This window comes from Cytobacillus sp. C11.1 (assembly GCF_058145115.1).
Genome location: NZ_CM176935.1, coordinates 2,699,633 through 2,725,127, shown reverse-complemented (window position 1 = coordinate 2,725,127; position 25,495 = coordinate 2,699,633). Strand labels below are relative to the sequence as shown.

General features: G+C 41.0%; 30 protein-coding genes and 2 other annotated features. Of the genes, 7 read left to right on the top strand and 23 right to left on the bottom strand.

The window, feature by feature from the left end:
- Positions 1 to 159 precede the first annotated feature (159 nt).
- A complete protein-coding gene (locus AC3ZVC_RS13595; protein ID WP_490068929.1) occupies positions 160 to 672 on the top strand; it encodes a DUF3231 family protein in 513 nt (170 codons plus the stop codon).
- Positions 673 to 1,002: 330 nt separating this feature from the next.
- Here AC3ZVC_RS13595 and AC3ZVC_RS13590 read toward each other — a convergent pair whose 3' ends face one another.
- Both AC3ZVC_RS13590 and AC3ZVC_RS13585 read right to left on the bottom strand, forming a co-directional pair.
- Positions 1,003 to 1,416 (bottom strand): VOC family protein, encoded by a 414-nt coding sequence (locus tag AC3ZVC_RS13590; RefSeq protein WP_490063771.1) that lies wholly within the window; start codon positions 1,414 to 1,416, stop codon positions 1,003 to 1,005.
- A gap of 187 nt (positions 1,417 to 1,603) precedes the next feature.
- The gene (locus tag AC3ZVC_RS13585; protein WP_490063770.1) at positions 1,604 to 1,882 is read right to left on the bottom strand and encodes a hypothetical protein; all 279 of its coding nucleotides are present in this window, start codon (positions 1,880 to 1,882) and stop codon (positions 1,604 to 1,606) included.
- 154 nt (positions 1,883 to 2,036) lie between these two features.
- On the opposite strand from AC3ZVC_RS13585, the gene AC3ZVC_RS13580 reads away from it, so the two are divergent.
- Complete coding sequence (locus tag AC3ZVC_RS13580; protein ID WP_490063769.1) at positions 2,037 to 2,174, top strand: hypothetical protein; 138 nt, start codon at positions 2,037 to 2,039, stop codon at positions 2,172 to 2,174.
- Between the two features lie 99 nt (positions 2,175 to 2,273).
- Positions 2,274 to 2,453 carry a hypothetical protein gene (locus AC3ZVC_RS13575; RefSeq protein ID WP_214726494.1) on the top strand — a complete coding sequence of 60 codons (180 nt, stop codon included), beginning with the start codon at positions 2,274 to 2,276 and terminating at the stop codon, positions 2,451 to 2,453.
- A 96-nt stretch (positions 2,454 to 2,549) separates the two neighbouring features.
- Here AC3ZVC_RS13575 and AC3ZVC_RS13570 read toward each other — a convergent pair whose 3' ends face one another.
- Positions 2,550 to 4,682 (bottom strand): peptidoglycan D,D-transpeptidase FtsI family protein, encoded by a 2,133-nt coding sequence (locus AC3ZVC_RS13570; RefSeq protein WP_490063768.1) that lies wholly within the window; start codon positions 4,680 to 4,682, stop codon positions 2,550 to 2,552.
- Between the two features lie 248 nt (positions 4,683 to 4,930).
- Between AC3ZVC_RS13570 and AC3ZVC_RS13565 the strand changes: the two genes are divergently transcribed.
- Positions 4,931 to 5,395 carry a DinB family protein gene (locus AC3ZVC_RS13565; protein ID WP_490063767.1) on the top strand — a complete coding sequence of 155 codons (465 nt, stop codon included), beginning with the start codon at positions 4,931 to 4,933 and terminating at the stop codon, positions 5,393 to 5,395.
- 29 nt (positions 5,396 to 5,424) lie between these two features.
- On the opposite strand, the gene AC3ZVC_RS13560 is transcribed toward AC3ZVC_RS13565, so the two are convergent.
- Together AC3ZVC_RS13560 and AC3ZVC_RS13555 are read right to left on the bottom strand one after the other, a co-directional pair.
- Positions 5,425 to 6,096: an SOS response-associated peptidase gene (locus AC3ZVC_RS13560; RefSeq protein ID WP_490068928.1), complete on the bottom strand. Its 672-nt coding sequence runs from the start codon at positions 6,094 to 6,096 to the stop codon at positions 5,425 to 5,427.
- Positions 6,097 to 6,126: 30 nt separating this feature from the next.
- Positions 6,127 to 7,476 (bottom strand): TrkH family potassium uptake protein, encoded by a 1,350-nt coding sequence (locus AC3ZVC_RS13555; RefSeq protein WP_490063766.1) that lies wholly within the window; start codon positions 7,474 to 7,476, stop codon positions 6,127 to 6,129.
- A 166-nt stretch (positions 7,477 to 7,642) separates the two neighbouring features.
- On the opposite strand from AC3ZVC_RS13555, the gene AC3ZVC_RS13550 reads away from it, so the two are divergent.
- Positions 7,643 to 7,798, top strand: coding sequence for a hypothetical protein (locus AC3ZVC_RS13550; RefSeq protein WP_214726497.1), 156 nt, complete (start codon positions 7,643 to 7,645; stop codon positions 7,796 to 7,798).
- Positions 7,799 to 7,827: 29 nt separating this feature from the next.
- Here the strand turns inward: AC3ZVC_RS13550 and cdaS are convergent, their stop codons facing one another.
- The gene (cdaS, locus tag AC3ZVC_RS13545) at positions 7,828 to 8,427 is read right to left on the bottom strand and encodes a sporulation-specific diadenylate cyclase CdaS (protein ID WP_490063765.1); all 600 of its coding nucleotides are present in this window, start codon (positions 8,425 to 8,427) and stop codon (positions 7,828 to 7,830) included.
- Positions 8,428 to 8,761: 334 nt separating this feature from the next.
- Here cdaS and AC3ZVC_RS13540 point away from each other — a divergent pair, with 334 nt between their 5' ends.
- On the top strand, positions 8,762 to 9,238 hold the full coding sequence (locus tag AC3ZVC_RS13540; RefSeq protein ID WP_490063764.1) for an SAM-dependent methyltransferase: 477 nt from the start codon (positions 8,762 to 8,764) through the stop codon (positions 9,236 to 9,238).
- Between the two features lie 459 nt (positions 9,239 to 9,697).
- Here the strand turns inward: AC3ZVC_RS13540 and AC3ZVC_RS13535 are convergent, their stop codons facing one another.
- From AC3ZVC_RS13535 to AC3ZVC_RS13475, 13 genes are all read right to left on the bottom strand, one after another.
- A complete protein-coding gene (locus AC3ZVC_RS13535) occupies positions 9,698 to 10,438 on the bottom strand; it encodes a TPM domain-containing protein (RefSeq protein WP_490063763.1) in 741 nt (246 codons plus the stop codon).
- Complete coding sequence (locus tag AC3ZVC_RS13530; RefSeq protein WP_490063762.1) at positions 10,435 to 11,013, bottom strand: LemA family protein; 579 nt, start codon at positions 11,011 to 11,013, stop codon at positions 10,435 to 10,437. Before AC3ZVC_RS13530 ends, AC3ZVC_RS13535 begins: the two co-directional genes overlap by 4 nt.
- A 405-nt stretch (positions 11,014 to 11,418) precedes the next feature.
- Positions 11,419 to 12,411: an aliphatic sulfonate ABC transporter substrate-binding protein gene (locus AC3ZVC_RS13525; protein ID WP_490063761.1), complete on the bottom strand. Its 993-nt coding sequence runs from the start codon at positions 12,409 to 12,411 to the stop codon at positions 11,419 to 11,421.
- Between the two features lie 15 nt (positions 12,412 to 12,426).
- Positions 12,427 to 13,182: an ABC transporter permease gene (locus AC3ZVC_RS13520; RefSeq protein WP_214726503.1), complete on the bottom strand. Its 756-nt coding sequence runs from the start codon at positions 13,180 to 13,182 to the stop codon at positions 12,427 to 12,429.
- Positions 13,166 to 13,954, bottom strand: coding sequence for an ABC transporter ATP-binding protein (locus AC3ZVC_RS13515; RefSeq protein WP_490063760.1), 789 nt, complete (start codon positions 13,952 to 13,954; stop codon positions 13,166 to 13,168). Before AC3ZVC_RS13515 ends, AC3ZVC_RS13520 begins: the two co-directional genes overlap by 17 nt.
- A 204-nt stretch (positions 13,955 to 14,158) precedes the next feature.
- Complete coding sequence (gene trpA / locus AC3ZVC_RS13510) at positions 14,159 to 14,944, bottom strand: tryptophan synthase subunit alpha (protein WP_490063759.1); 786 nt, start codon at positions 14,942 to 14,944, stop codon at positions 14,159 to 14,161.
- Positions 14,941 to 16,146 carry a tryptophan synthase subunit beta gene (gene trpB, locus AC3ZVC_RS13505; protein WP_490063758.1) on the bottom strand — a complete coding sequence of 402 codons (1,206 nt, stop codon included), beginning with the start codon at positions 16,144 to 16,146 and terminating at the stop codon, positions 14,941 to 14,943. The genes trpA and trpB overlap by 4 nt, the downstream gene beginning before the upstream one ends.
- Positions 16,143 to 16,766, bottom strand: coding sequence for a phosphoribosylanthranilate isomerase (locus AC3ZVC_RS13500; RefSeq protein ID WP_490063757.1), 624 nt, complete (start codon positions 16,764 to 16,766; stop codon positions 16,143 to 16,145). Before AC3ZVC_RS13500 ends, trpB begins: the two co-directional genes overlap by 4 nt.
- Positions 16,763 to 17,557: an indole-3-glycerol phosphate synthase TrpC gene (gene trpC / locus AC3ZVC_RS13495; protein WP_490063756.1), complete on the bottom strand. Its 795-nt coding sequence runs from the start codon at positions 17,555 to 17,557 to the stop codon at positions 16,763 to 16,765. The genes AC3ZVC_RS13500 and trpC overlap by 4 nt, the downstream gene beginning before the upstream one ends.
- The gene (trpD, locus tag AC3ZVC_RS13490; RefSeq protein ID WP_490063755.1) at positions 17,558 to 18,583 is read right to left on the bottom strand and encodes an anthranilate phosphoribosyltransferase; all 1,026 of its coding nucleotides are present in this window, start codon (positions 18,581 to 18,583) and stop codon (positions 17,558 to 17,560) included.
- Positions 18,555 to 19,166, bottom strand: coding sequence for an anthranilate synthase component II (locus tag AC3ZVC_RS13485; protein WP_490063754.1), 612 nt, complete (start codon positions 19,164 to 19,166; stop codon positions 18,555 to 18,557). The genes trpD and AC3ZVC_RS13485 overlap by 29 nt, the downstream gene beginning before the upstream one ends.
- Positions 19,163 to 20,557: an anthranilate synthase component I gene (gene trpE / locus AC3ZVC_RS13480; RefSeq protein WP_490063753.1), complete on the bottom strand. Its 1,395-nt coding sequence runs from the start codon at positions 20,555 to 20,557 to the stop codon at positions 19,163 to 19,165. Before trpE ends, AC3ZVC_RS13485 begins: the two co-directional genes overlap by 4 nt.
- 65 nt (positions 20,558 to 20,622) lie before the next feature.
- Positions 20,623 to 20,871: a binding site (T-box leader), on the bottom strand.
- A gap of 42 nt (positions 20,872 to 20,913) precedes the next feature.
- Positions 20,914 to 21,166, bottom strand: a binding site (T-box leader).
- Positions 21,167 to 21,472: 306 nt separating this feature from the next.
- Entirely contained in the window at positions 21,473 to 22,114 is a 642-nt protein-coding gene (locus AC3ZVC_RS13475; RefSeq protein ID WP_490063752.1) for an MOSC domain-containing protein, read from the bottom strand.
- A 177-nt stretch (positions 22,115 to 22,291) separates the two neighbouring features.
- Between AC3ZVC_RS13475 and bcbE the strand changes: the two genes are divergently transcribed.
- Positions 22,292 to 23,551 carry a bacillibactin exporter BcbE gene (gene bcbE, locus AC3ZVC_RS13470; protein WP_490063751.1) on the top strand — a complete coding sequence of 420 codons (1,260 nt, stop codon included), beginning with the start codon at positions 22,292 to 22,294 and terminating at the stop codon, positions 23,549 to 23,551.
- Positions 23,552 to 23,675: 124 nt separating this feature from the next.
- Here the strand turns inward: bcbE and AC3ZVC_RS13465 are convergent, their stop codons facing one another.
- The 4 genes from AC3ZVC_RS13465 to AC3ZVC_RS13450 form a co-directional block, all read right to left on the bottom strand.
- Positions 23,676 to 24,437 (bottom strand): alpha/beta fold hydrolase, encoded by a 762-nt coding sequence (locus AC3ZVC_RS13465; RefSeq protein WP_490063750.1) that lies wholly within the window; start codon positions 24,435 to 24,437, stop codon positions 23,676 to 23,678.
- 112 nt (positions 24,438 to 24,549) lie between these two features.
- Positions 24,550 to 24,675 (bottom strand): hypothetical protein, encoded by a 126-nt coding sequence (locus tag AC3ZVC_RS13460; protein ID WP_490063749.1) that lies wholly within the window; start codon positions 24,673 to 24,675, stop codon positions 24,550 to 24,552.
- A gap of 282 nt (positions 24,676 to 24,957) precedes the next feature.
- A complete protein-coding gene (locus AC3ZVC_RS13455; protein WP_219993454.1) occupies positions 24,958 to 25,047 on the bottom strand; it encodes a putative holin-like toxin in 90 nt (29 codons plus the stop codon).
- Positions 25,048 to 25,143: 96 nt separating this feature from the next.
- A complete protein-coding gene (locus tag AC3ZVC_RS13450) occupies positions 25,144 to 25,428 on the bottom strand; it encodes a hypothetical protein (RefSeq protein ID WP_490063748.1) in 285 nt (94 codons plus the stop codon).
- Positions 25,429 to 25,495: the final 67 nt, after the last annotated feature.

Here is a 25,495-nt window from a genome sequence, read left to right as displayed (position 1 = left end):
CATCTCCTCTTTCTTTTATGGGTATTTACCACAAATGGACGGACTTTAACCCCCTCCTCTTCATTTTTAGAAAGCATTTTAAATTTGCCTTTGGGCATAATATACCTGTGCAATTTTAGGAAGGTGGCACATATCATGAATTTTTTCAGGAGGTATACAATGGGTATTTTAAGCGGTAATCCGAAAGACGAGCCGATGCACTATGGCGAGGTCTATAGTGCCTGGTCCTACTTGTTGGCAGGCAAGGGCATGGCATCAGCCTATCAAACGATGCTTAGCCATTCTGGAGATGAAGACTTGAAGAAATTGCTTGAAGAAGCTATCCGCCTTTCCAAGCAAGAAGAAGAACAAATCGAGGCACTCTTAAAGGAGAACGGGGTTGGGCTGCCTCCAGCACCGCCGGATCGCCCTGATGCATGTGTGAATGATATTCCAGCTGGTGCAAGGTTTATGGATCCTGAAGTAGCTGCCAAATTATCCGGGGACATCGCAGCAGGATTGGTTGGATGCAGTACAATTATGGGCCAATGTATTCGTGAGGACATTGCCGGCATGTTCGGCCAATTCCATACACAAAAAGCTGCCCTGGGTGTTAAGGTTCTCCGTATGAATAAAGAAAAAGGCTGGCTTATTCCTCCTCCGCTTCATCTTCATAAATCGGATAATTGCTAATAAAAAAGCAGAGCGAGAGCTGTACAACTATCAATACTTAAAGAAAGGCTGTTTTCGTAAACTTTGTTGCTTTTTAAACAAGTGGTGAGGTGAGGTTGATTTCCGCTCCAGGATGCTCGCTTTCCGCGGGGCGGGCGGTGAGCCTCCTCGGTGCGTAGCACCTGTGGGGTCTCACCTGTCCCACTCCTCCCGCTGGAGTCTCGCACCTTGCGCTCCAATCAACCAAGCTTATTTTCATTTTTTATTCACAGATTTATTTAAAAACAACACTCTTTGAGAAAAGAGCCTAAAGAAAAGAGCAGACCCTGTTTAATGTCTGCTCTTTTTCCATCATATACGCTTTTTAAAGCTAGGGCTTAATTCACTCCAGACATCGAAAAGGTTTCCGTCCGGATCGGAAAAAACAAAATTTCGGCCTGGATGTCCGCGGTTTTCAATCTCACCTATTTTAACATTTTGTAAAAGAAGCTCTTCATGCAAACCTTCCAATTGCGCGAGACCATCTACTTCAAAAGTAAGAGAAAAACGCTTGTTACCTTCAGAATCAAAAAAGTTCATGCTCTCTTGTTCAGGAGACTCAACAAGGAAGAAACTTTGGCTGGCCATATTGATAATGGCCATTTTCCCCTTTTCATCTTTGTAGCTCTCAACGGCTCCGAGTTTATCCGTATACCATTTTAGTGAGTTACTAACATTTGTAACAGGTATGTAGGCTGTTCCAACCCTTAGCAGCTTTTGTTTCATTAAAAATCCCCCTTCAATTAAATTCTCCTATTGTTAATTCTATCCAAAACTTTTAATTCCTTTTTTTGTTCTGTTAACTTGAGTGTAGATTTCCGCTCCAAATAACACATGCAAATCAGCTTATAGCTTTAACATAGCCAAATAAAAAAAAGCCCTAGTCTTGAATAAGACTAAGGCTCGTTTTTGTTTAAGTATATTTACTATCACTAGAATCAGGGGACACCATACCCCCTGCACCGCTTGAATTGATATCAGGGTCAGCTCCTTCAGGCTGTGATGGCAGTACTTTATTTTTCTTTTGGTTTGGAAGGCCAGAATGCTCTTGAAGATATTTATCATTTTCCATGATCGTTACAACATGAAAACCTGTTCCACCCAGCTGTTCCTTCAAATGATCAAATACCTTTGTTTGGTCCTTATTCAATTCCTTTTCATCGTATTGAAGCTCGACGTTAATTGTTTTCATGATAGCGACCTCCTTTTTAAAATTACTTTCCCCAATGTCCTTTTCTTAAACTACAGCAGCTGCTGTTAAAATGGTAAATTTATTTTCAATAAACTGTTTATGGTACTAAAAATAGGTTATAAGTAAAATAACAACTAGAACGGGAGCTTGATAGATGATTAAGGAAACAGAGTATTTGGCGTTTATTAAAGAAATTGGTCGTCTGTTTAATGATTATTACAAATGCCGTGATGAGAAAATGAAACAGGTTCTCCTGGATGATATCAGACTCATCGGGCAGGTACTTCATTAAATATCCCTTTTGCCTAAGGAAAAAAACTCCAATTCGTTCATTCCTTCTGGATTTTTGAATATATAAAAGTATGTTGATTCGGATGAAAGGAGCAGAAGCATGTGGTTTTGGATTCTGATCATCTCCATTCCTATTATAATCTTGGCTATTTTGGAAGAAACAATTCAATTTATCGTTAACCGTAAAATTTTTGGAAAAAGTGAAAAACAGTTTAAATTAAAAGAGAACTTCCGGCATGTAAAGAATAAATTTGTGCACAAGAAAAGCCCTTCCCAATAAGGAAAGGCTTTTCTTCTATAAATGCAGTTTCGGCGGCATGCCATGAAATGGCCATCCTTGATCGATCTTAGCTATCCTTTTAGAAATAATAAGAAATTAGGATTCTCCTATTTCTGTATTCTCTTCTTTTTCTTCGGCAGGCAGTACTTGTTTTCCTCCGGACATCCGCTGCTTTTTCAATGCAAAATAGGTATCCAAAACCCTTCTGCCTATTTCATAGTTGGCTGTATGTCCGCTTCGGCCCTGATACGCCCACGGAACAATAACAGACATGGCAATTTCAGGATTGTTATGCGGTGCATAGGCAACCAGGCTTAAATTCATCACATCAATTAGGGGATCTCCTTTTTTTCTAAGAGGTCCATCGTAAAAAGCCTCCGCTGTACCTGTTTTTCCAGCCGGAGAATAAGGAGCATCAGCAAATCGTCTGTATGCTGTTCCTTCCGGATGCTGCATAACCTGCCTTAATCCTTCTTTCACAGTGCTTAGCTCTCTATCCGTCACATCGATTGTATTCAGAACAGTTGGCTGAATATCCTTCCAAATTGGCCCTAATTCGCTTTGCACATTAGATGGCTCTCGAATTTCTTTTACAAGGCGCGGCTGAATTCGGTAGCCCCCATTCGCAATGGTTGATATATATTGTGCCATTTGCATTGGAGTATAGGTATCATACTGGCCAATTGCAAGGTCAAGCAGGAAGCCAGGCAACCGAAGCGGACCTTCATACCCTGCCATCTCATTTGGCAAGTCAATGCCAGTCCTGACCCCGAGACCAAACTGACCGAAGGAATCTCTCATATCTTCAAAGGCCCTTGGATTTTTAAAACCAAGAGGCTGATCATAAGCATATCGTGCATCCGCAATTTCGACAGCTGTTTTAAACATATAAACATTGGAGGAAATACGCAAAGCCCTGGTCTCGTTCATGACAGCCTGAAAATTAAACCAGGATTTTTTCACCTGCGGAGTTCCTGCAATTTTCATTGGAGCGTCCAAGAAAGTTGTTCCTGGAGTAATGGCACCTGTTTTATATCCTGTCAAAACCGTTGCTCCCTTAACTGATGAACCAACATTATATGAGGAGGCGATTGTTCCAAGCGCATAATCCTGCAGAACGGTCTTGCCGTCTTTATCTTTGCCGATCATCTTTCCAGCCATCGTCATGACTTCTCCTGTATGGGGATCCATTAACACAACAAATGCACGATCCATTAAATAGGTTCCGCCCGTCCGTTTTGCCTTCCATATTTCCTCTTCCAATACTTTTTCCACTGCCCTCTGGAGATCCATATCAATCGTAAGTACAAGGTCTTTTCCTCTCTTACCTTCCGAAACCATATCACTTCCAAGAATTTCACCTTTTTTTGTAATAAGCCGTTCTTTTGATTTTTGTCCATGAAGGACATCTTCATATTGCATTTCAAGATAGCTTTTCCCTACCCGTTCATTTCTGCTGTAATCTCTTGCAAGAAAATAATCCAGCCGCTCCTCAGGAAGCCCCTCGTTAGAATCTGTAACTTTCCCGAGAACTGTTTGAAGTGTATTGCCAAAAGCGTATGTACGATCCCAATCTGTAGTGGTATTGACTCCCGGCAAATATTGCAGGTTTTCACTGACAGCCGCGTATTCTTCAGGTGTTACACTCTCATTTTTTACAATTTGAGGTGTCATGGCATAGCCGCTTGTAAACTCTCTATAGATTGCGAGAACCTCAAGATCTTGTTCACTTAGCTGATTAAGATCTTCATCTGTAATTCTTTCAAGCTGCATCTCATAGATTTTTTTATTGGTGAGCTTTTTGTTTTCAAAAAGCTCCCATTCCTCTTCAGTAATTTTTTCTTTAACAGCTTCAGGATTTCTCATGATCCAAAAATCCTTTTTATCACGTTCCCTTACCTTATCAGGCTTTTTATCAATCAGCACAGCCAGCCGTTCTGCAACCTCCACCATTTCTTCCTGTTTGGCATTCCGGTTTGTGTACGTAATCGCACTTTTTGGGACATTATCAACAATCAGCTGATGATTCCTGTCCAGCATCCTTCCCCTTGGAACCGGGTTGGACACGATGACGTCTTCTGTCCGCTCAACTTCCTTTTTATATGTCTCACCATTGACAATCTGAACAACACCCAGCCTTAAGATAAGCAATGAAAATAGGATAAAAACTGCAAAGAATAATAAATTGACCCTAAATGGCACATGGCTTTTCTTTTTCTTTTTTCCCATGCTGGAATCTCCCCCCTTTATGAACACTATGGCTGTTTTGCAGAGATCCTTCAAAATCTTTTATACTCTGTTAATTTATTCCACGAATATTGTAAAATTCCTGCCAGATCCTGCACGGAAGTAATGATTATTGCAGAAACATACCAGGCTAAAGGCAGATAAATTCCGAAAAAGAAAATTTCATGGTAGGATTTTTAAGATTGCAGTTGAAAATGTTATACGAAGTATTCATTCCAGGAGGGATTAGGATGGAAAGATCACAAAAGCTTTTAAATTATTTTTTATCGCATCGCAGCGTAACAAATGAACTTGTCGGAAAAATTGAAGCGGCAAATTATGATTACAAACCAACTGAAACAAGCATGCCTGCGGGAAAATTAGTCACTCATATGCTCACTTCCTTTTACATGTTTGCAAGAACCGTAAAAGAAGGAAATGGAGCGGTCTTTGGAGAAAAATTGGATGACGTGCCGCAGAATCTATCTGAAGCAGCTGCGAGCCTCACAGAAAAGACAAAAGATTTAATATCTTCACTGACAAATGAGGAATTGGAAAGAAGCATTGATATGAAGTTGATCTTTGGAATGGAGTTAACAGGAAGCCAGCTTCTTCAGATTGCCATGGACCATGAAATCCATCATAAAGGCAACTTATTTGTTTATGTTCGTGAGATGGGACATACGGACCTGCCGATGTTTGTAAGCAGAGGATAAGAAGAAGGACGCCCCGGCGGCGTCCTTTTTTATAAACTATTAAGCGGGGAAATCAATTCTGCCAGCTCATTTTTAGGAGAATTAACTTTAGATGATACCGGATACTTATCCATTTTCTCAGCCGGATAAGGAACTAGTAATGATTTCAAGTATTCAGTATCATCAAAGTTGGGATTAAGCCAATCCTCAAAATCGCTTTCTTTTAATATGACCGGCATCCGATCATGGACTTCTTCTGTTACTTCATTAGGGACTGTTGTAATGATTGTACAGCTCATTAGGGGATTATCGCCTTTATCCCACGTATCCCATACTCCAGCAAAAGCAAAGGGCAACTCATTCTTTATAATAAATCTGTAAGGCTGTTTTCCTTCCTCTGTTTTCTTCCATTCATAAAAGCCGTCAGCCGGGATAAGGCACCTTTTGCTTTTAAAAGGTTTTTTAAAACTGGGCTTTGAATCAATGCCTTCCGCTCTGGCATTAATCATTTTATAGCCAATTTTTTCGTCTTTGGCCCAAAAAGGCACAAGTCCCCACTTCATCTGTTTGCCAATCCGCTGCTCCCCGCTGCCAATGATCGTTAATATATTCTGGCTAGGTGCAATATTATACCTGGGAACAATCTCGCCCCCTGAATATTCAAATTCAAATGTCATTTGAAGTTTATTAATTGTCTCTGTTAGGGTAAAACGCCCGCACATTAAACCTACCTCCATTCTAAAACAATCCTGTTAGCCAACGATAATTCTCTCTTTAGGGTAATGGTAGTTATCATCGTACTGCTCATGTTTATTGATAAGGAACAAGAAGGATAGGATTCCAATTCTTCCGATAAACATAAGAGCAATAATAACGTATTTCCCGAATGTGCTTAGATCAGGAGTAATTCCCATCGACAAACCCGTTGTCCCGAAGGCGGAACATACTTCAAAGATTATTTGCATGAGAGTAAATTTTTCTGATATGGATAAAAGAATAACTGCGATAAAACAGAGCCCAACAGCCATCATTGTGACAATGACAGATTTATTTACGTCCTCCTCATGAATCTCTCTTTTGAAGATTTTAATCGTCTTCTTCCCTTTGGCAAAATGATAAATATGCAAAGCATTAAGAGCGAATGTGGTTGTCCGGACACCTCCCCCTACAGAGCTTGGAGAGGCACCAATAAACATCAAAAAGCTAATCACAAGCAAAGTCGGTTCAGAAAATTGGGCAACATCCATTGTCGCCAATCCCCCATTCCTTGTTGTCGAAGATTGAAAAAACGCATAGAAGAAAGCTTCATGCCACTCTTTACCCTTAAAAAAGTGATTAAATTCCAATAACAGAATTAAAATGGTACCTAAAAGCATTAAAAAGAAAAAGGTAAGAGTTGTTAATTTCGTATATAGCGTAAACCTGAAGAATTTGTCTTTATTAGATAAAAAGGCTTTTAACTCTATTAAAACAGGAAATCCGATCGCACCTAGAGTAAGTAAAAGAATATTAATCGATTGCACAAAATAGTCATTTGCAAATGGCACAAGTGATGAGCCTGTAATATCGAAGCCTGCATTTGTGGTGGCACTTACAGAAGCGAATGCCCCTTGCAGGAATGCTTCCTGCCAAGTTGGGTAGTAATTAAGAAAATAAAAGCCAAGTATTAATGCGCCAGTGAATTCAATTGCAAGGATCAAAAGCAGGATTTGTTTAACCAATACAACCAGTCCAGCCAGATTGGTCTGATTTTGATCGATCATTATCAAGCGCCTCTCTTTAAGGCCAATCCTTTTTCTGACTACCAGCCATAAAAAGGTTCCAAGCGTCATAATGCCAATACCGCCAAACTGAAGAATGAACATTAAAAAGAAAATACCCGTGGTACTGAATATATCTACTGTTGATACAACGGAAAGCCCAGTTACACTTACTGCACTAACCGCGGTAAACAAGGCATCTGTAAAAGACCAGGTCATCCCCGGTTTATGAGCGACAGGCAAACTTAATAAAACAACAGAAATCGATACTGCGACAACATAGAAAGAGACGATTAGCTGTGTTGGTGTTAAAGCATTGATTTTTTCCTTAATCCAGTTCATTTGACTCACCAATTCATTATGTCTTTGAAATACCCTTACGATAAATCAAAATATGTAATCCTGCAAGTTAAAATTTTTTTCCGGTTTTTTACTGAAGACATTAATCTATTTTGCAAGATGGAGCATATTAAAACTGTTGAGCACTTTATTTAAAGGAGGATTTGACATGACAAAACAAGGCAGACAAAATGCAAACCAAACGAGAGAACAAATTGAAAAGCAGGATAAAAGAAATGATATTGAGCTAGGAAGCGAGTTCCAGATCGGGAACAATAACTCCCAAAGCCAGAAGAAAAGCGGTAAACAAATTAACAAGAAGTAATATGGAATCCCCCGGTTATGGGGGATTTTTTATGTTCTCACTGTATAAAGCTGAGCATCAACAGCAAATGAAATTCGTCCTGTTTCCTCAGAAACAATAATGACAACCGCATCTGTTTTCTCTGTAATTCCCAAGGCAGCCCGATGCCTTGTCCCGAGTTTCTTCCCCTCTATGCTTTTCCTTGCTAGAGGTAAAATGTTGCCTGCCGAGACAATCATATCTTCTCTTATTAGGGTCCCTCCATCATGGAGGGGATTTCCGGGATAAAAGATCGTTTCCAGCAAGGTATGGCTAACCTTTGCACCGATTGGCGTTCCATTATGCATATAATCATCAAGCGGCTGTTTTCTTTCCACCACAATGAGCCCGCCATGCCTTTTTTCCGATAAATGCTGGGCTGCCAATGACAAGTTTGAATATTCCTTTGTATATGGTGATAAATAAGACTGCAAATAATAAGTGGAAGCAATATTGTGGGCATCTGTCACCATTTTCTGCAATCTTTCAAAATCGGATAAAATACAGCAGTTGAAGTCCTCCAGTGTTTTGGAAAGTGAATGAAGCTGCTGATCTATATTGCCAATATATCGGTTTAAGTCATTACGATATTGTTCCTCGCCATAAATCACTGGACTTCCTCCAATCATTTTTCATATTAGTACCTTTTCCTGTAAAAAAATATTTATCCCCTTACATACTAAACAGAATACTTTGTTAAAGCTCTGTGTTGCACCCTGTTGATTATTACGGAAGTCGCGCGTTCCTCAGAAAGCTTATTGTAAGTGCCAGCGGGACAAGCGAGTCAAAGGGAGTCCCTGCAGGCTTAATGCTAGAGGATGCTCCCGGACCATCTGCGGAGAAGAGGATGCATGGATCGAAAATCAGCAGCCAAGTTTAACAGAAATAGGTTTAGAAACCCTAAAAAAGGATTAAATATAAGTATTACGCAACGAGGTGAGAGACATGTTTGATATTTTGGCAAAACAATTTGAAAAACCTGAAGGAATAATGGGTAAACTTGCAGGCAAAATTATGTATTTTGAAAACCGAAAAATTAATAAATGGACAGTAGGAAAACTCAAGATAAAACGCAGAGATTCGATTTTAGAGGTAGGTTACGGTCCCGGATACAGCATTCGTTATATTATGGACAATTACCGCCATGTGGAAGCTGATGGAGTCGACGTTTCAAGAGATATGAAATCAGCTGCCGCAAAGCTGAATGACGATTGTATCCAACAAGGGAAAGTCAGGTTATTCGTAAAGGATATACATGATTTCTTTCCGGATAAAAAATATAACAAGATCTCTCTGTTAACAATTATCCTTTGTGGACCAAACCAAGAGAATCCCTGCATTATTTATACGGAATGCTTGAAAGCAAGGGAAAAATCGCGATTACTGTGCAGCCGCGAGAAGAAGGAGCAAATGAAAGGATAACGAATAGTCTGGGACAGGTAATTAAAGCAGATATGGAAGCAGCCGGCTTCCATTCCATATCTGTTTCTTATAAGAATGCACGCCCAGTGTTAGCTGTCTGTGTAACAGGAATTAAATAAACTTTGTTGCTTTTTAAACAAGAATTTAAGAGAGGTTGATTTCCGCTCCAGGATGCTCAAGCTTCCGCGGGGTGGGCGGTGAGCCTCCTCGGCGCGCAGCGCCTGTGGGGTCTCACCTGTCCCACTCCTCCCGCAGGACTTTGAATAAGCTTCCTTGAATAAACACCGCACGAAGGAAATGCGGTAGCATTTTCGAGGAGCTCGCACCTTACGCTCCAATCAACCGGCGTTATTTAGTGTTTTATTCACAAATCTATTCAAAAACAACAATCTTTTAGAAAACAGCCATAATTAAAAAGGAGTGGAGAAATGATATTCTCCACTCCTTTTTTATGCTGCATTACCAGCCGCGGCTGGCGCCTCCGCCTCCGGAAGAACCGCCTCCCCCTCCTCGGGGACCGCCGCGTCCACCCCCGCCGCCTCTTGAGAGGATGGATAAAATGGCATATGAAAATGCTCCGCCAAAAAATTTAATATCAAGGAATAAAAAGCCGATAACAATAATGATGAGCAGCCAGGATGGAATGCCCACCCCAGTGTCTTGGGTTTCGGCATTGGCATTTCCGCCATTGCCCTGAACAATATTTTCACCGGCAGCCTCCTGTGCAAGAATCTTATAGGTTTCAACAATTGCCTTATTCGGCTGTCCTGCCTGAAGATACGGGATTGTATACTGATCTAGGATTCTGCCGGCTTTTCCATCGGGAATCCGCCCTTCAAGTCCATATCCAACCTCAATTCGAACCTGACGATCCTCCATGGCAACTACTAATAAAACACCATTATTTTCTGCAGCGCTTCCTATTCCATATGTTCGAAAAGCTTCATTTGCGTACTCTTCAATGGTCCTGCCTCCGGTCGTATTAACGGTAAGGACAGCAATCTGCGCAGAAGTCTGATCCTCGATCTGCCTGCCTAAATGATTTAATTCATACTTCTCCTGGTCATTAAGAACATTTGCAAAATCCTGAACATAAATGTCCCCGACCCGCTGGGATATGTGGTCATCTGAATGAGCTGGCAATACCCCTATTGTTAAAAGCAATATTAGCAGGATCGAGCTGACCCTGAGAATGGTCATTCTCCATTTCCTCCAAAGTCAACTTCCGGCGCTTCATTAGCCAGCGGATCTGCCCTAAAGTATTCTTTTTCATCAAAGCCAGTAATTCCGGCTACGATCGCACCTGGAAACCTTTTCACTTTCTTGTTATACACAGCAACCTGTTCATTGTAATCCTTTCGGGCAACGGAAATTCGATTTTCAGTCCCGGCAAGCTCGTCCATTAATTGAGTAAATTGCTTGTCCGCTTTTAAATTTGGATAGTTTTCAACCACAACAAGCAATCTGCTCAAAGCGCTTGATAACTCGGCATTTGCTGCAGCTTCCTCTTCAGGAGACCGAGCACCGGCCAATCTCGCACGAGCATCAGAAATTGCCTGAATCGTCTCCTTTTCATGAGCAGCATAACCTTTAACCGTATTCACCAGGTTCGGTATTAAGTCCAGCCTCCTCTGCAGCTGGTTTTCAATTTGCGAATATGCCTGGTCTACATTTTCCTCTGCATTTACAAATCCGTTATAGCTGGACATCAGCATCATCCCCAGCACAACAACTACCGCAATAACGGCAATTAAAACTCCCATTCCTTTTTTCATATTTTGCGCCACTCCTGTTTCTAAGTTGTATTGTGCCACTTGCATGGTATTTTTCCTTTTTTGAGCGGAAGTTAAACCTTATTGCAGATGTGATGGCGGATGAGTGTAGGATATAATTACGCAGGGTCCGCCATTTACACGCGGAATCTGAAGAAGACCTACTTTTAGAAATAGAGTTATTAAGTTGTCTCGGGTGTTTTTGGCCTCATTTCCTGAAGTTTAATTATCATCATCTCTCCCTTTTGCTCCATCACGCCCTTTTTGCGTCGTTTCTTCTTGATTGCGTCTTCCTTGAAGTTTTTACGTTACCCTCTTTGTGGATACCTGGAATTCCTCTGCTTCATATCCCAAATTCTTCAAATCAAAAAACCGGAACCCAATGTGGGCTCCGGTGAAAAATTCCTATTACTGAATAAAGTTTTTCGCAATAAGCTCGCTAAATTCAGGTTTGTCTTTAAGAAATTTTAAAGTATAGGATGAATCAGCAAATGCTTGGATGGCTTCGGCGTCCACTTCATAGGTGAATCCGATTCTTTCCCAGGCGCGGTCTACTACTTCTTTTTCAAGCTCCTGGCCTGTTACTTCCTTAATATCTTTAATGGTAATTGCTTTTGCCTCTTCGGGATTTTCTTCGATGAATTTTACAGCGTCCTTATGAGCGTCTACTATTTTCTGCACTTTATCAGGGCTATTTTTTACCGCTTCGCCAGTTGCTACTAATACCGATGCCGGTAAAGTTTCACCGAAGGATACTTCATCCCAGCCGATTACGACTTGAGCATTTGTTTCCTGTTCAATTACTGCTGCCCATGGTTCAGGAGCAACTGCAATATCAACTTTTCCAGTTTTCAGCATACTTGCATACTGAGCAGGGTTACCTGTCAGATGCTTCATTGTGCCGCCGATTCGGGCAGATGTGATGCCAGCTTCTTCTAAATACGTTTCATACTGAACATCGTGTGTGCAGCCAACACCTGGAGTGATAAACGTTTTCCCTTGGAAATCTTCAAGGGAGTTGATTTCTACCCCTTCTCTCGCAAGGACAACCGTCCCGCCAGTCGAGGCTCCCGCGATGATTTTCACATCTGCTCCAGTTGAGTAGTTGTTCATTGCTGGCCCTGGCCCAACAAGACCGGCATCAATGTCGCCAGTTTTAAGGGCTGTCATAAACGATCCGCCTTCAGCAAATGTTTTATATTCCACTTTTGTTCCATCCCCAAGCTGCTTTTCAAAGTAGCCCTGGTCTTTTGCCACCATTGCTGGGACATGATTGATGTTCGGAAAATATCCGATGACAATTTTGTTTTCGCTTCCGCTGCTCTTTTCAGATGAACCGCAGCCTGCAAGCAGCCCCGCGAATGTGAATAATACAGCGAACCATATAAATACCTTTTTCATATTTACCCCTCCTGATTAAGACTCAAGTCCCCATTTTTTTATAACTGACTTTTCAATGCGCTGGAAGATTAATTGGTCGACGATCATCCCAATCGTACCAATGATAATCATGACGCCAATAACAATATCCATTCTTCCAAAATCTGAAGCATATCGGAGTGTATATCCCAATCCTGGACCAGTGCTTAAAAGCTCACCGGCCATCAATGCCCGCCACGCGAATGCCCATGCAAGACGGGATCCAGTGACGACATATGGTATAGAAGCTGGGAAGATAACCCTTGTGAATAGGTCAATCCCATTTGCCCCCATGGTTTGTGCTGCTTTTATATATAAAGGTGATACATTCTTGATTCCTGTCCGCATATTCAGTGCCATTACAAATGTTCCGCCAAGGATAGTTACAAAAATAACCGCCTTTTCATTTAGACCGAACCACATAATAGCGATAGGCAGCCACACAATGCTCGGAACACTCTGCAGGGCAAGAATGACAGCTCCCAATGTGTCATCGGCTGTCTTCGATTTTCCAAGAAGAATGCCAATTAATGTACCGATTACAAGGCTGATGGCCAACCCTACTGCAAGACGTTTAAAGCTCGCGATTAAATCATATATGAGCGTTTTATCCTGAAACCCTTCCACCAAAGCGCTGAAAACACTGGACAAAGAAGGGAAAATTAGCGGATGCCATAGCTCCAGCCGGGAACCAGCCTCCCAAAAAGCAATGATGGCAGCGAAGAAGATAATTCGTTTAATGGCTGTTTGCATATTGAAGTTCCTCACTTACGACTTTGTCAATTTCCTTCTTTAAATAGCTCATAATATGATCTTCAATCTCCAGCATTTCTTTTTTGTATTCTTCACGCGGTCTTGGGATATCTACAGTGATGTCCTGTAAAATAGTACCCGGTTTTGTACCCATCACAATGATCCGATCTGAAAGCTTAATAGATTCAGAGATACTATGAGTGACAAACAGAATCGTTTTCTTAGTCTCGGTCCAGATATTCTCAAGCTGCACGTGTAAGCGGGAGCGGGTTTGCTCATCTAGGGCACCGAAAGGTTCATCCATTAGAAGTGTCTCTGGATTCATGGCAAGTGCTCTTGCGATTGCAACCCGCTGCTGCATTCCCCCTGATAGTTCATGGGGATAATGTGATAAATACTTCCCCAGCTGAACCATTTGCAGGTATTTTAGTGCGGCTTCCTCTGCATCCTTCTTCTTCATTTCTTTTTTCAAAGGGAACGTAACATTTTCCATAACGGTTAACCAGGGAAATAGGGCAGCCTGCTGAAAAACCATTCCCCTGTCTTTGCCAGGTTTAGTGATGGTATTTCCATCGATAATAATTTGTCCGGAGGTTGTTTTAGTCAAACCTGCAACGATCGAGAGAAGCGTGGATTTCCCGCATCCGGATGGACCTAATATCGAAACAAACTCACCTTTGTCAACCGAAAGATTAATACCCTTCAATACATCTACAGGCTGATTTTCTTTATCGCTATATTGTTTATTAACTTCATTTATCTCAATGAACACTAAAATCACCTATTCCTATAAAGCATATTAATTTACTCGGATTACTTGTAATTATAATGTATTCAACTTGCATGTCAACCTTTCTTGTAAATTTTTTTAAAAATGGGCTTTTTCAAAAAAATAAAACAAATTGCCAAAATCAACAAGCCCAGAGCTCCAAGAATAAAAATGAGCTTCCTCCTATTTAGGAGAAAGCTCATTCCATTACACCTTAATTTTCTCTGCCTTAGATGCAGCAATCAGCACTTCAATTTCAGTCAAGTTCCCGCTCTCAAACAGGTCAATAATCTTGCTTCCGACTATGACGCCATCACAATGCATATTCATTTTTTCAACATGGGAGGGCTCGGAGATTCCGAATCCTGCAAGGACCGGTATCGGGCTTACTTCCTTCACCTTTTCAAGGTGTTTGCCAAGCTCTTCATTAAATCCTTTTCTTGCACCAGTAATACCGTTAACCGTTACGGCATATAAAAAGCCTTTTCCCTTGGCTGCAATTCCCTGAATTCGCTCTATTGGACTCGTTAAGGTTACAAGCCGGATAATCTCAATTCCAGCCCGCTCTGCAATAGGAGCTATAATCTCTTCTTCCTCAGCTGGGAGATCAGGGAGAATTAAGCCATCCACACCTGCCTTTGAGGCATCAGAAATAAAGTTCCCAATTCCATATGCCATGATCGGATTCATGTATGTCATAAAAACTAGCGGAATATGGACAATGGGGCGGATCTCAGCAATTTTTTCCATAACACCCCGAAGTGTTGTACCTGCCTGTAAGGCCCGGATTCCAGCCTGCTGTATAACAGGTCCATCTGCTACAGGATCTGAAAATGGGATACCAATTTCAATAGCTGTTGCTCCCGCTTTTTCCAGGAAAGTTATTTTTTCAGCCAGTGTGTCCAAGCCTCCATCACCAGCCATAATATATGGCACAAACGCTTTTTCATTATTTTTCTTTAGAGTCTGAAATACTTTTTCGATCCGGTTCAATTTCCTTCCCCTCCTAATCTAGCTCTTACTGTTTCTACATCTTTGTCGCCTCTGCCTGATAAGCAGATTACAAGGCCTTCATCTTTATTCATTTGAGGTGCCAGCTTCAAAGCATAGGCAACTGCATGGGAGCTTTCCAATGCAGGAATAATGCCTTCAAGCTTGCATAGCAGCTTTAATGCTTCCATTGCTTCATCATCTGTAATGGATTCATATTGCGCTCTTCCCCTATCTTTTAAATAGCTGTGCTCCGGGCCGACACCGGGGTAGTCAAGACCAGCAGAAATCGAATGCGCTTCCTGAACTTGCCCGTGCTCATCCTGCAATAAATACATGAGTGCCCCATGAAGGACTCCTGGCGAGCCCTTTGTTAGCGATGCAGCATGCTTTTCTGTATCTGTACCTAAGCCTGCTGCTTCCACACCGATCATGCGTACACTTTCATCTTTTATAAAAGGATAAAACATGCCCATGGAGTTGCTGCCGCCGCCTATGCAGGCTACAACTGCGTCTGGAAGCTTCCCTTCCTTTTCCAGATATTGCTGCTTTGTTTCATTGCCTATAACACTTTGAAAATCGCGGACAATCATTGGAAAAGGATGCGGTCCCATGACAGACCCCAAAATATAATGGGTATCTTCAACGTTTGTCACCCAGTAGCGGAGGGCTTCGTTCACAGCATCCTTTAATGTCGCGCTGCCTGATTTAACACCTACCACTTTGGCTCCGAGCAGTTCCATCCGGAAAACGTTCAGCTGCTGCCTGCGGATATCCTCTTCACCCATAAAAATAATACATTCAAGATTTAATAGCGCACAAGCCGTTGCTGTTGCCACTCCATGCTGGCCTGCACCCGTTTCGGCAACAATTTTCCTTTTGCCCATTCTGGCTGCTAAAAGCGCCTGGCCCAATGAGTTATTGATTTTATGAGCACCTGTATGGTTTAAATCCTCCCGCTTAAGATAGATTTTCGCACCGCCTGCAAATTTTGTGAGGTTATCAGCATAATATAATGGCGTTTCACGGCCGACATAATCCTTTAATAAAGCTTGAAGTTCCGCCTGAAAGCTCTCATCTGCACGTGCTTTTTTATATTCCTCTTCCAATTCAAGAATAGCCTGCATTAAGGTTTCCGGTACATATCTGCCCCCATATTCACCAAAGTGCCCCCGTTTATCTGGCAATGTGTACGTCTCTGTCATTTTACTTCCTCCTTCTCCATGCTCTTTGCTTCATCTATAAATCTTTTAATTTTCAAAAGATCTTTTTTTCCTTCTGTTTCAACCCCGCTGCTTACATCAACCATATACGGGTTAGCTGTTTTAATGCCTTCTGCCACATTCTCAGGATTCAGGCCTCCAGCGAGGATGATTTTTTTACCTAATAAAAGATTCTCATTAAGAATGCTCCAATCGAATGAAACACCGTTGCCTCCCCGATACTTACCCTTTGGACTATCCAGCAGGAAGTATTCACTTGAGTACTCATCCAGCATGGTTAAATCCTCAGCCGAGCCAACGCTCAATGCTTTTATAACAGGAAGAGAAAATCCGCTGCTAAATTCAGGTGTTTCATCACCATGCAGCTGTATCATATTTATACCTGCGATCTCAACAATCTTCTCTATGTTTTCTTTTGTTTCATTTACAAACACGCCTACTTTTAATAAATCCACCGGAAGCTGGCGTATAATCTCCCCTGCTTCCACAGGGTCAATTCTCCTCTTGCTTTGCGCAAAAACAAACCCTAAGGCATCTGCACCGCTTTCAATTGCTGACAATGCAGTTTTAATGTCCCTAATTCCGCAAATTTTCACCTTCATTGTTTTACAGCCCCTTGCAAAGGAATCTTCATTGCCTTCAGCAGCCCTTCCAGATTATCTGCTTTCATAAACGCTTCTCCGACAAGAATGCCGTTTGCTCCTGCCGCAATTACACGATGCACATCCTCTTCCGTTTTGATGCCGCTCTCGCTAATCAGGAATCTGCCCGCCTTCTTAATAGCTGGTGCAAGCTTTTCCGTTGCTTCAAGGTTCACTTCAAAGGTTTTTAAATTTCGATTGTTGACACCAATTAATTTTGCCCCCGTGTCTAGTGCTGTTTCCAATTCTTCTTCATTATGGATCTCCATCAGCACCTCAAGTTCCTGCTCAAGAGCAAAATCGTAAAGCTCTTTCAGCCTTTCCGCATCCATTGCAGCAACAATCAGTAAAATAAGATTCGCACCTGCCGCCTTTGCTTTTAAGATTTGTGACTCATCTATAATAAAATCCTTGCAAAGGATCGGGAGGTCAACTGTTTGCCTTACAGCAGTTAAATCAGAAAAGCTGCCCTTAAAAAAGCTTTTATCGGTTAAAACTGAAATCGCATCTGCACCAAATTTTTTATAAAATAATGCCTGTTCATCAGGTTTCTGAGAAATATTAATATCCCCTTTTGATGGTGAAGCCCTTTTGAATTCGGCTATAACAGCAAGTTCATTTTCCTTCTCAAGACGGGAAATAAAGGAATGTTTTTCAAATTTTAAAGCTGCCTTTCCTGCTTCTTTTTCTTCATGAAGCTCCATAATTTCTTTTCTTTTTTTAGCTAAAATTTTATCTAAAATGGTTTCCATTTATATCACCTCTTTTTGAAAGCTTTTGCTTGCTTTAATTAATTGTTGGAGTTTATCAAAAGCTGCTCCTGAGTCAATGCTTTCTCTTGCTATATCAATCCCTCTTTGAATGGTGTCTGCTTTGCCTCCAGTAAAGATACCAATTCCGGCATTCAGCAGCACTGTATCTCTTTTTACCCCTTTTTCACCTTTAAGGACATTTAAGAGAATTTCCGCATTTTCTCTGGAATCTCCGCCTCTGATGGCGTCATTGCTGTAAACAGGCAGTCCAACCTCTTCAGGATGCAATATTTTTTCGATTACTTTGCCATTGTCAAGAATAGCCAAGTGATTTTCTCCCTGCAGCGAGGCTTCATCCATATAACCTGCACCATTCAGGACAACAGCACGTTTTCTTCCCAATGTCTTCAATACTTCTGCGAACATCATGGTGTAATCTCTTCGGTAAATGCCAAGGAGCTGATTATCAAGTTCAACCGGATTAGTCAGCGGTCCGATTAAGTTAAATGTTGTCGGAATTCTTAAATCCTTGCGCACTTTCATGATTCTCTTAATGTTCGGGTGAACATGGGGAGCAAACAGGAATGCAATGCCGATTTCTTCAAGGATTTCTTCAGTCCGTTCCGGCGAATTATCTAAGTTAATCCCCAGATGCTCCAGTACATCAGCACTGCCGGTTTTGCTGGAAACACTTCTATTTCCATGCTTTGCAACGGGGATTCCCGCTCCGGCAATAACAAATGCCGAGGTGGAACTGATATTAAAGCTGCTAGAACCATCTCCGCCTGTTCCGCAATTATCCAAAACATTGGGAATCTTCTTGCTAAATGTTAGTGATTTATCTCTCATAGCTCTTACAATTCCTGCAATTTCGTCAACCGTTTCTCCCTTCGTCTTCAGGCTGACCATAAAAGCGGCTATTTCACTATCTGTTACATCATTTGAAAAAATAGTATCCATTGCTTCCTTCATTTCTGTTTCTGTTAAAGACTCTCTATCAGATAACCGTTGCAGTATTGTTTTCATCTTTCTTTTCCCTCCCTATTGTTTGTAAAAAATTTTCTAATATCTTTTTGCCAAGTTCCGTTCCCACTGACTCCGGATGGAATTGCAAACCGTAAAGCGGATATGCTTCATGCTTGATGGCCATTATCTCATTGTCATCCATGGACCTCGCCAATACTTGAAAGCTGCCTGGCAAAGTGCCGGATTGAATGATTAAAGAATGGTAACGCATGATATTAATGGGCTGTGGCATGTATTGGAACAGCTGCGAACCATTATGCTTCAGGTTCGAAACCTTGCCATGCATGATTTTCCTTGCTTTTTCGATTTTGGCGCCAAATGCATAACCGATTGCCTGATGGCCCAGGCAAATCCCGAGAATTGGCAGCTTTTTATGGAAATTACGAATGAGTTCTACAATAACCCCGGCTTGTTCCGGCCTGCCGGGACCCGGCGAAAGCACAATTGCCTCAGGATCCAGTTGCTCTATTTCTTCAAGGGTAATTTGGTCATTGCGGACAACCTTAATTTCTTCCCCAAGCTCCCCTAAATATTGATAAAGGTTATAAGTAAATGAATCATAATTATCAATCAGCAAAATCATTTTTTATCCTCCAAAAATGCTTTTAGTTTATGAAGTGTTTCTTCATATTCACTTTCTGGGACCGAATCATGGACGATCCCCGCACCAGCCTGTATATATGCATTGCCATCTTTTATGACCATGGTTCTGATCGCAAGAGCGAAATCCATATTGCCATTTCCGGAAAAATAGCCGACTGCCCCTGAATAGATGCCTCTTTTAACTGTTTCGAGTTCATTAATGATTTCCATAGCCCTTATTTTCGGTGCTCCGGACACTGTTCCAGCCGGCAAGCATGCGATTAAGGCATCAATGGCTGAGTAAGGATTTTTCAGCTTGCCACCAACTTCTGATACCAGGTGCATAACATGCTTATATCTTTCGATTACCATGTTTTTTTCAATAGTGATTGTACCGAATTCACAGACACGGCCGAGGTCATTGCGGCCGAGATCCAGGAGCATGCGATGCTCGGCAAGCTCCTTTTCATCTTCTTTTAAGCTTTTTTCAAGCTGGAAATCTTCTGCTTCCGTTTTCCCTCTTGGCCTTGTTCCAGCAATGGGGTTTGTTATCACCTTATCGCCAGTCGCTTTGATGAGGCTTTCCGGTGATGCTCCAGCAACCGCATAATCCTCAAAATCAAGATAATACATATATGGCGACGGGTTTTGCACTCTTAATTTTCGGTAAAAGGAGAAAGGGTCGCCTGTCATTTCAGCTTTCAATCGCTGTGACAGAACTACTTGAAAAATGTCGCCCTCTTCGATGTATTTTTTTGCTTTTATTACCTTGTCAACAAAGTCTTCCTTTGAAGTGGAAGCTTTAAAATCATTAAGTGCAGCTTCATTGGATTCCAGATTGCTGTTTCCTTTTTGGATTTCTGCCTTTCTTTTCTCCACTTTTTGGCGAAGTCGTAATAAATCTGCATTTTCAGTCAAAGGCATTGCGACAAGGTAAACCTTTTGCTCCAGATGGTCAAACACAGCTACCTCTTCAAAGAACATAAGGTGAACATCTGGAACATTCAATTCATCGTCTGGAACCCTTCCAATATCCTCGTACTGTCTGATAACATCATAGCCTGCATATCCCACAGCCCCTCCGCAAAACGGAAATCGTTCAAGCTGCGGTCTATTATCCTCCGGCATTATCTTCTTTAAGACATCGAGCGGCTTTTCAGAAAAAACTTCATCACTTCCATCTGTTGTGATGGTTGTAAGGTTTCCATCTCCCTTAAGCTCCATCACTGGATCTGCGCCAATGAATGAATACCTGCCTGACTTTTCATGCTTTAATGAGCTTTCGAAAAGGAACTTCTTATTCCCGCTCATTCTCTGGTAAATCAAAATGGGTGTTAATGTATCACCCTCAAGCTCTTCGATAATGTATGGCTCATCAATAATCGTCTTCAAGTTATTTCTCCTCCAGTTCGTTTACAGAAATAAAAAAGTCCTCTATACACACAGAGATCGTGTGTATAGAGGACGTATCATGTGACCGTGGTGCCACCTCATTTCAGAGCAGCTAGCTGCTCCCTCTTCGGGTACGGATTAGATAAATCAACAATCGATACCCTATCCTTTTAACGGCGGAAACCGTGCTTTCCTACTGTTTTCAGAAAGCCTCTCGCAAGTCCATTCGATCGATTTTCCGTACCGGGCTCCCACCTGCCCCGGCTCTCTGGAACGGAAAGCATCAATGTACTCTTCTTGCTCAACGATTTAAAGCTATAAAGTTTTAAATGAAATAAAAAAAGGCTCCTCGTCTTAAAAAGGACGAGAAACCCGTGGTGCCACCTTCATTAGCTGAAATTTCAGCTCACTTTAACAGATATCAAAACGAAAAACGCCTGAATATCTGTCCCTTGTAACGATGAGACCGTTCGCCAAAGCCTACTGCTTTAAAAAGGTTCGGTTTGGAGGCTCGAAAGTCCATTCACTTCAGCATTCGCACTGATTTGCACCAACCATCAGCTCTCTAAAGCTTCCGCAGAAGTTACTACTCTTTGTCATTGCCTTTCGATATATTGCTTATTATAATATTCCGATAAATAAAAAATGTCAAGGGATGAACAATAAATTTTTATAAAAAATGTTTTCGCAAACTTTGTTGATTTTCAAACAAGTAGTGTAGAGGTTGATTTCCGCTCCAGGATGCTCAAGCTTCCGTGGGGCGGGCGGTGAGCCTCCCGCTGGACTTTGAATAAGCGGCCCTGAATAATCACCGCACGAAGGAAATGCGGATGCATTTTCGAGGATCTCACACCTTACGCTCCAATCTTCAACCTTATTTAACCATTTTTTTATTTACAAAATCTATTTAAGACTTTATAAAAGTGCTTTTTCCAGCTTCTCTCTCCAAACATCAGCAAGCTCCTGAACCTTCAGCAATTCTGCAACAGCACTCCGATTCTTGCGGTTATGAAACAATATATAATTTGCCTCAAGGACCGAAATATTTTCCTGTTTTCTTTCCACCAGCCTAAGGCAGGAATTAGCTCCCACTCTTCCTTCTTTAAGAACCTTGAAAAAATAACCGGTGTATCCTGTTTCGACAATTCTGCCCAAAAGCTGGTCTTCACCATTATGGTTCGATATGGTTGAACATGGAATGCGGCCCTGTGTTATTTGGACCATTGCCTCCCCCAGTGAATAAATATCCCCGATAAAAACATCCTTTTCAAGCATATTGCTTACACAAATATTTTCCCCGAATGATGGCGGATTGAAAACCTTGTTGAATTCTTTTTCCCACATTTGATAATGCTCATATGGATAAAGGCAGACAGCCCTGTCAGGTCCGCCATGGAAATCTGTATTGGCCACACCATCTCCGATAAACCCTTCCTTCGTTAAAAAAGCATCAGCAGTTTTACTTTTGCCAATCCCTGAAATCTCCTCTTTATTTTTCCAATAATGCAATTGTGGCTTTCCTACGCTTAAAGACTTGATGATCCCCTTTGTCTCCATTAAATTCTCCTCGCCCAGTTTGTTTTCTTTATATTTTAACTCTTTTTTTTAGTAAAACGAACATTTATTTCCATAATTTGATTTTTCCCATAAAAAGTAAACGCTTTTTCTAATTAGTTTCTGAGTTATAAGCTCATATTAATATTAGTTTGATTAACGAAAAGGAAGGTAAGAAATATGGAGCATGTTGAAAATTTACAATCCGTAAATTCAAAAGCCAAAAAGAAGTCCGGAGATGATGTTCATAACCAAAAATGGGCCGTTCTTTCACTTTCTTCAATTCCTCTCGTTATGACCCTTGGAAATTCTATGTTAATTCCAGTATTGCCTGAAATGGAAAACAAACTAAATATTTCTTCATTCCAATCAAGCATGATTATTACGGTTTACAGTATTGTAGCTATAATCTTGATACCTATCGCCGGCTTTTTATCCGATCATATAGGCCGTAAAAAAGTAATCATTCCAAGTCTTCTCATTGCGGGAATTGGCGGTCTGATTTCAGGATGGGCTGCCTGGAAAGTGAATGATGCCTATTGGATAATATTGGCCGGAAGAGCATTGCAGGGGGTTGGTGCTGCTGGAGCGGCACCAATTGTTATGCCATTGGTCGGTGATATGTTCAAGAATGATAATGATGTAAGCAGCTCGCTAGGTTTAATTGAAACATCCAATACATTCGGGAAAGTCTTGTCACCTATTCTTGGTGCCTTTTTGGCAGGATTTATTTGGTTTTTGCCGTTTTTTTCTTTTCCTGTATTTTGTACCATATCCATATTGTTGGTGTTCTTCCTTGTAAAAACGCCAAATAAACGTGAAGAACCGCTGCCGTTGAAGAAATTTTGGGGAAATATCAAGGATACCTTTAAGAACAATGGTAAATGGCTTTACGCTATCTTTTTTATCGGTGCAATTCTTATGTTTGTCCTTTTTGGAATCCTTTTTTATTTATCTGATATACTGGAAAAAACGTATGAAATTAAAAATGTTAAAAAAGGGCTGCTCCTGGCTGTTCCACTGGGTGCGCTTTGTATTTCGTCCTATTTGACCGGCAAAAAAATAAAAGAAAATAAAATTCTGATGAAGTGGATAATCTTTTTAGGTTCTGTTCTGGTTGCTGCAGCGACTGCTATTCTCAGCTTTTCAAACAATATGTGGTTTATGATTGGCATGTTTCTGTTTGCTGGTATTGGAATAGGGGTTGCCCTCCCATCTTTGGATGCTCTTATAACTGAAGGCATTGAAAAAGCGGAAAGAGGAACCATTACATCCATATACAGCTCAATGAGATTTATTGGAGTTGCTGCGGGTCCCCCGGCAATTGCAATTCTAATGAAGCACTCTGACAAGGCGCTTTTTTATATATTAAGTGCTATAACCATTCTTGCAGCCCTGGCGACAATTATGGCTATAAAACCCGATAAAAATGAAGCATAAAAAAAATCCGTATCGAGATTTGCCGATACGGATTTTTTTATTTAATTTGCTCTAAAAGCTACTTGATGATATTTAAACCCTGTTGATTGGAGCGGAAATCAACAGCCAAATTTAACAGAAACACTTAATTAAACTGCTGCTGAACAAAACCGGTTACAACCTGATTAAACAGCTGCCACTTTTTTGTTGGAACCTGATGGGAAACACCTTTGATAATCGCAGTCTGGAAGCTGACATATCTTCTGTAGCTTCTTAGGTGCTGATTCACAAAGTCTCTTGAACCGTATATAAGGAGCAGAGGAACATCAAGGTTCTCAAGACGGTCAGTACATGAGTAATGAAGATATTTATCGTAAAATTCAAACCACATGTTAAGGTTTGCTTTTTTCATGTGATCAAGTATTTCGTTTCTTACCACTTTATCATTTGTATGGCTTGTAGCTATTACATAGCGAAGAAAACCGGGAAAATGTTTTACAAAATACATTCCCAGTATATGTTCATACATGAATGCTTCTGATAAGACCTCCGGAAATCCTCCTGAAAGAATGACACCCAGAGTCCTTTCAGGAAAAGAAAGAGCAAATTCCTGTGCAATTGCCCCACCGGAAGAATATCCCAGTATTATGGCTTTGTCGATATTCAAGTGATCCAAAACAGCCCTGATTTCCTCAGCATAGCCAAGCATCGTTACCTTTTTTTCAGGACCCTTTGTATCGCCATTTCCGCTCAAATCAGGAAAAACAACTTGAAAATATTCCGCTAATAGACCCTGATAGTAAAAAACCTTCCTCCCCATGGCAGGAGGATGGATGAAAATAATTGGTATGCCCTCTCCTTTTGTTTCATAGAAAATGCTTGTATCGCCATAAAGAAATGCAGGCACTTTAAATCGTCCTTTCCATTTCACTTTTGTTATTATCCGTCCCCTTTTCAAATAAATAAAAAATGGGACAGTCTTAGTCTGCCCCATTTCGGTATATACTTTTATTCCAACATCAGTTAGGCTTCGTCTTTTCAGCCTTCTTGCTTTGCGGACTCATCTCTTTCGAGAATTCCATGTCATTAATGCTCTTCTTTGTGCTTTGCAATCCTGATTTGGTCTTAATATTGCGCTTTGTCATGAAGTGCTCCTCCTTTACAGGGATACGATTTTAGTATGGCTCTAAGCACTCGAAATCATTTATGGATTTTCCGAACAAGATTGGCATATACTATAACCATTAATGAGTTTATGCTTATTTCCGTGACTTTCAGAGCCGTATATGATATTCTTTAATTAAGATTATGAAAAAAAACGACCGCAGGTGTTGCCGCACCCACGGTCATTTGCAATAGTCGTTCCCTTAGGGGATCGGCCTGTCAAAGACATAGACCTCTCCCTCAATTATCAGATCAAGGGAGGTCTATTTTTTATGGTTAAAAGTCATGACAGCAATGATCAGACTAGAAAATGATATCATCATCATGATCGATTCGAATACTGTCAAAGGCATCACCCCCTTTCATACGGGGCTAGCCGACCACCCTTGAGAAACTCCCATTGCTTCTCTATTATAACACATTCTTGTCCATTTATTCGAACAAGTGTTCTATTTTTCTGAAATTGAGCCTTCTTTCCTATTTTTTCTTTTAATGTTATTTTTGAGAAATTTCCGTCTTAAATAACCCTCAAGAAAGCCCATCTCATTATTAAGCAGATACTCCATTTCTTCCAGCTGTTCTATTTTTAAGTTTCGAGGGCATCCTTTCCAATCTACACTATGGATAAAATAATAATTTTTAATCCTTTTAAAGATAACAACCGAATCAGGACAGCAATCAAAGACTCCCTTTACCTGATTTCTCCGCATATAGCTCCATCTTTTCAGTTTCATGAAATCAGACCTTTTATATCTCCTTTACCCTGAAAACGATTAAGCACTCCAAAAAAAAACTGCCAAT

Coding starts and splice junctions, on each gene's coding strand:
- AC3ZVC_RS13540 (WP_490063764.1), top strand. CDS start 8,762: ATGTTTGATATTTTGGCAAAACAATTTGAAAAACCTGAAGGAATAATG.
- trpC (WP_490063756.1), bottom strand. CDS start 17,557: ATGGAAACCATTTTAGATAAAATTTTAGCTAAAAAAAGAAAAGAAATT.
- AC3ZVC_RS13460 (WP_490063749.1), bottom strand. CDS start 24,675: ATGACAAAGCGCAATATTAAGACCAAATCAGGATTGCAAAGCACAAAG.
- AC3ZVC_RS13555 (WP_490063766.1), bottom strand. CDS start 7,476: ATGAACTGGATTAAGGAAAAAATCAATGCTTTAACACCAACACAGCTA.
- AC3ZVC_RS13520 (WP_214726503.1), bottom strand. CDS start 13,182: ATGCAAACAGCCATTAAACGAATTATCTTCTTCGCTGCCATCATTGCT.
- AC3ZVC_RS13500 (WP_490063757.1), bottom strand. CDS start 16,766: ATGAAGGTGAAAATTTGCGGAATTAGGGACATTAAAACTGCATTGTCA.
- AC3ZVC_RS13565 (WP_490063767.1), top strand. CDS start 4,931: ATGGAAAGATCACAAAAGCTTTTAAATTATTTTTTATCGCATCGCAGC.
- AC3ZVC_RS13525 (WP_490063761.1), bottom strand. CDS start 12,411: ATGAAAAAGGTATTTATATGGTTCGCTGTATTATTCACATTCGCGGGG.
- AC3ZVC_RS13475 (WP_490063752.1), bottom strand. CDS start 22,114: ATGGAGACAAAGGGGATCATCAAGTCTTTAAGCGTAGGAAAGCCACAA.
- AC3ZVC_RS13455 (WP_219993454.1), bottom strand. CDS start 25,047: ATGCCTTTGACAGTATTCGAATCGATCATGATGATGATATCATTTTCT.
- AC3ZVC_RS13575 (WP_214726494.1), top strand. CDS start 2,274: ATGTGGTTTTGGATTCTGATCATCTCCATTCCTATTATAATCTTGGCT.
- AC3ZVC_RS13485 (WP_490063754.1), bottom strand. CDS start 19,166: ATGATTTTGCTGATTGATAATTATGATTCATTTACTTATAACCTTTAT.
- AC3ZVC_RS13530 (WP_490063762.1), bottom strand. CDS start 11,013: ATGAAAAAAGGAATGGGAGTTTTAATTGCCGTTATTGCGGTAGTTGTT.
- trpB (WP_490063758.1), bottom strand. CDS start 16,146: ATGACAGAGACGTACACATTGCCAGATAAACGGGGGCACTTTGGTGAA.
- AC3ZVC_RS13585 (WP_490063770.1), bottom strand. CDS start 1,882: ATGAAAACAATTAACGTCGAGCTTCAATACGATGAAAAGGAATTGAAT.
- AC3ZVC_RS13560 (WP_490068928.1), bottom strand. CDS start 6,096: ATGTGCGGGCGTTTTACCCTAACAGAGACAATTAATAAACTTCAAATG.
- AC3ZVC_RS13580 (WP_490063769.1), top strand. CDS start 2,037: ATGATTAAGGAAACAGAGTATTTGGCGTTTATTAAAGAAATTGGTCGT.
- AC3ZVC_RS13450 (WP_490063748.1), bottom strand. CDS start 25,428: ATGAAACTGAAAAGATGGAGCTATATGCGGAGAAATCAGGTAAAGGGA.
- AC3ZVC_RS13595 (WP_490068929.1), top strand. CDS start 160: ATGGGTATTTTAAGCGGTAATCCGAAAGACGAGCCGATGCACTATGGC.
- bcbE (WP_490063751.1), top strand. CDS start 22,292: ATGGAGCATGTTGAAAATTTACAATCCGTAAATTCAAAAGCCAAAAAG.
- trpD (WP_490063755.1), bottom strand. CDS start 18,583: ATGAAAACAATACTGCAACGGTTATCTGATAGAGAGTCTTTAACAGAA.
- AC3ZVC_RS13590 (WP_490063771.1), bottom strand. CDS start 1,416: ATGAAACAAAAGCTGCTAAGGGTTGGAACAGCCTACATACCTGTTACA.
- AC3ZVC_RS13570 (WP_490063768.1), bottom strand. CDS start 4,682: ATGGGAAAAAAGAAAAAGAAAAGCCATGTGCCATTTAGGGTCAATTTA.
- AC3ZVC_RS13550 (WP_214726497.1), top strand. CDS start 7,643: ATGACAAAACAAGGCAGACAAAATGCAAACCAAACGAGAGAACAAATT.
- AC3ZVC_RS13535 (WP_490063763.1), bottom strand. CDS start 10,438: ATGACCATTCTCAGGGTCAGCTCGATCCTGCTAATATTGCTTTTAACA.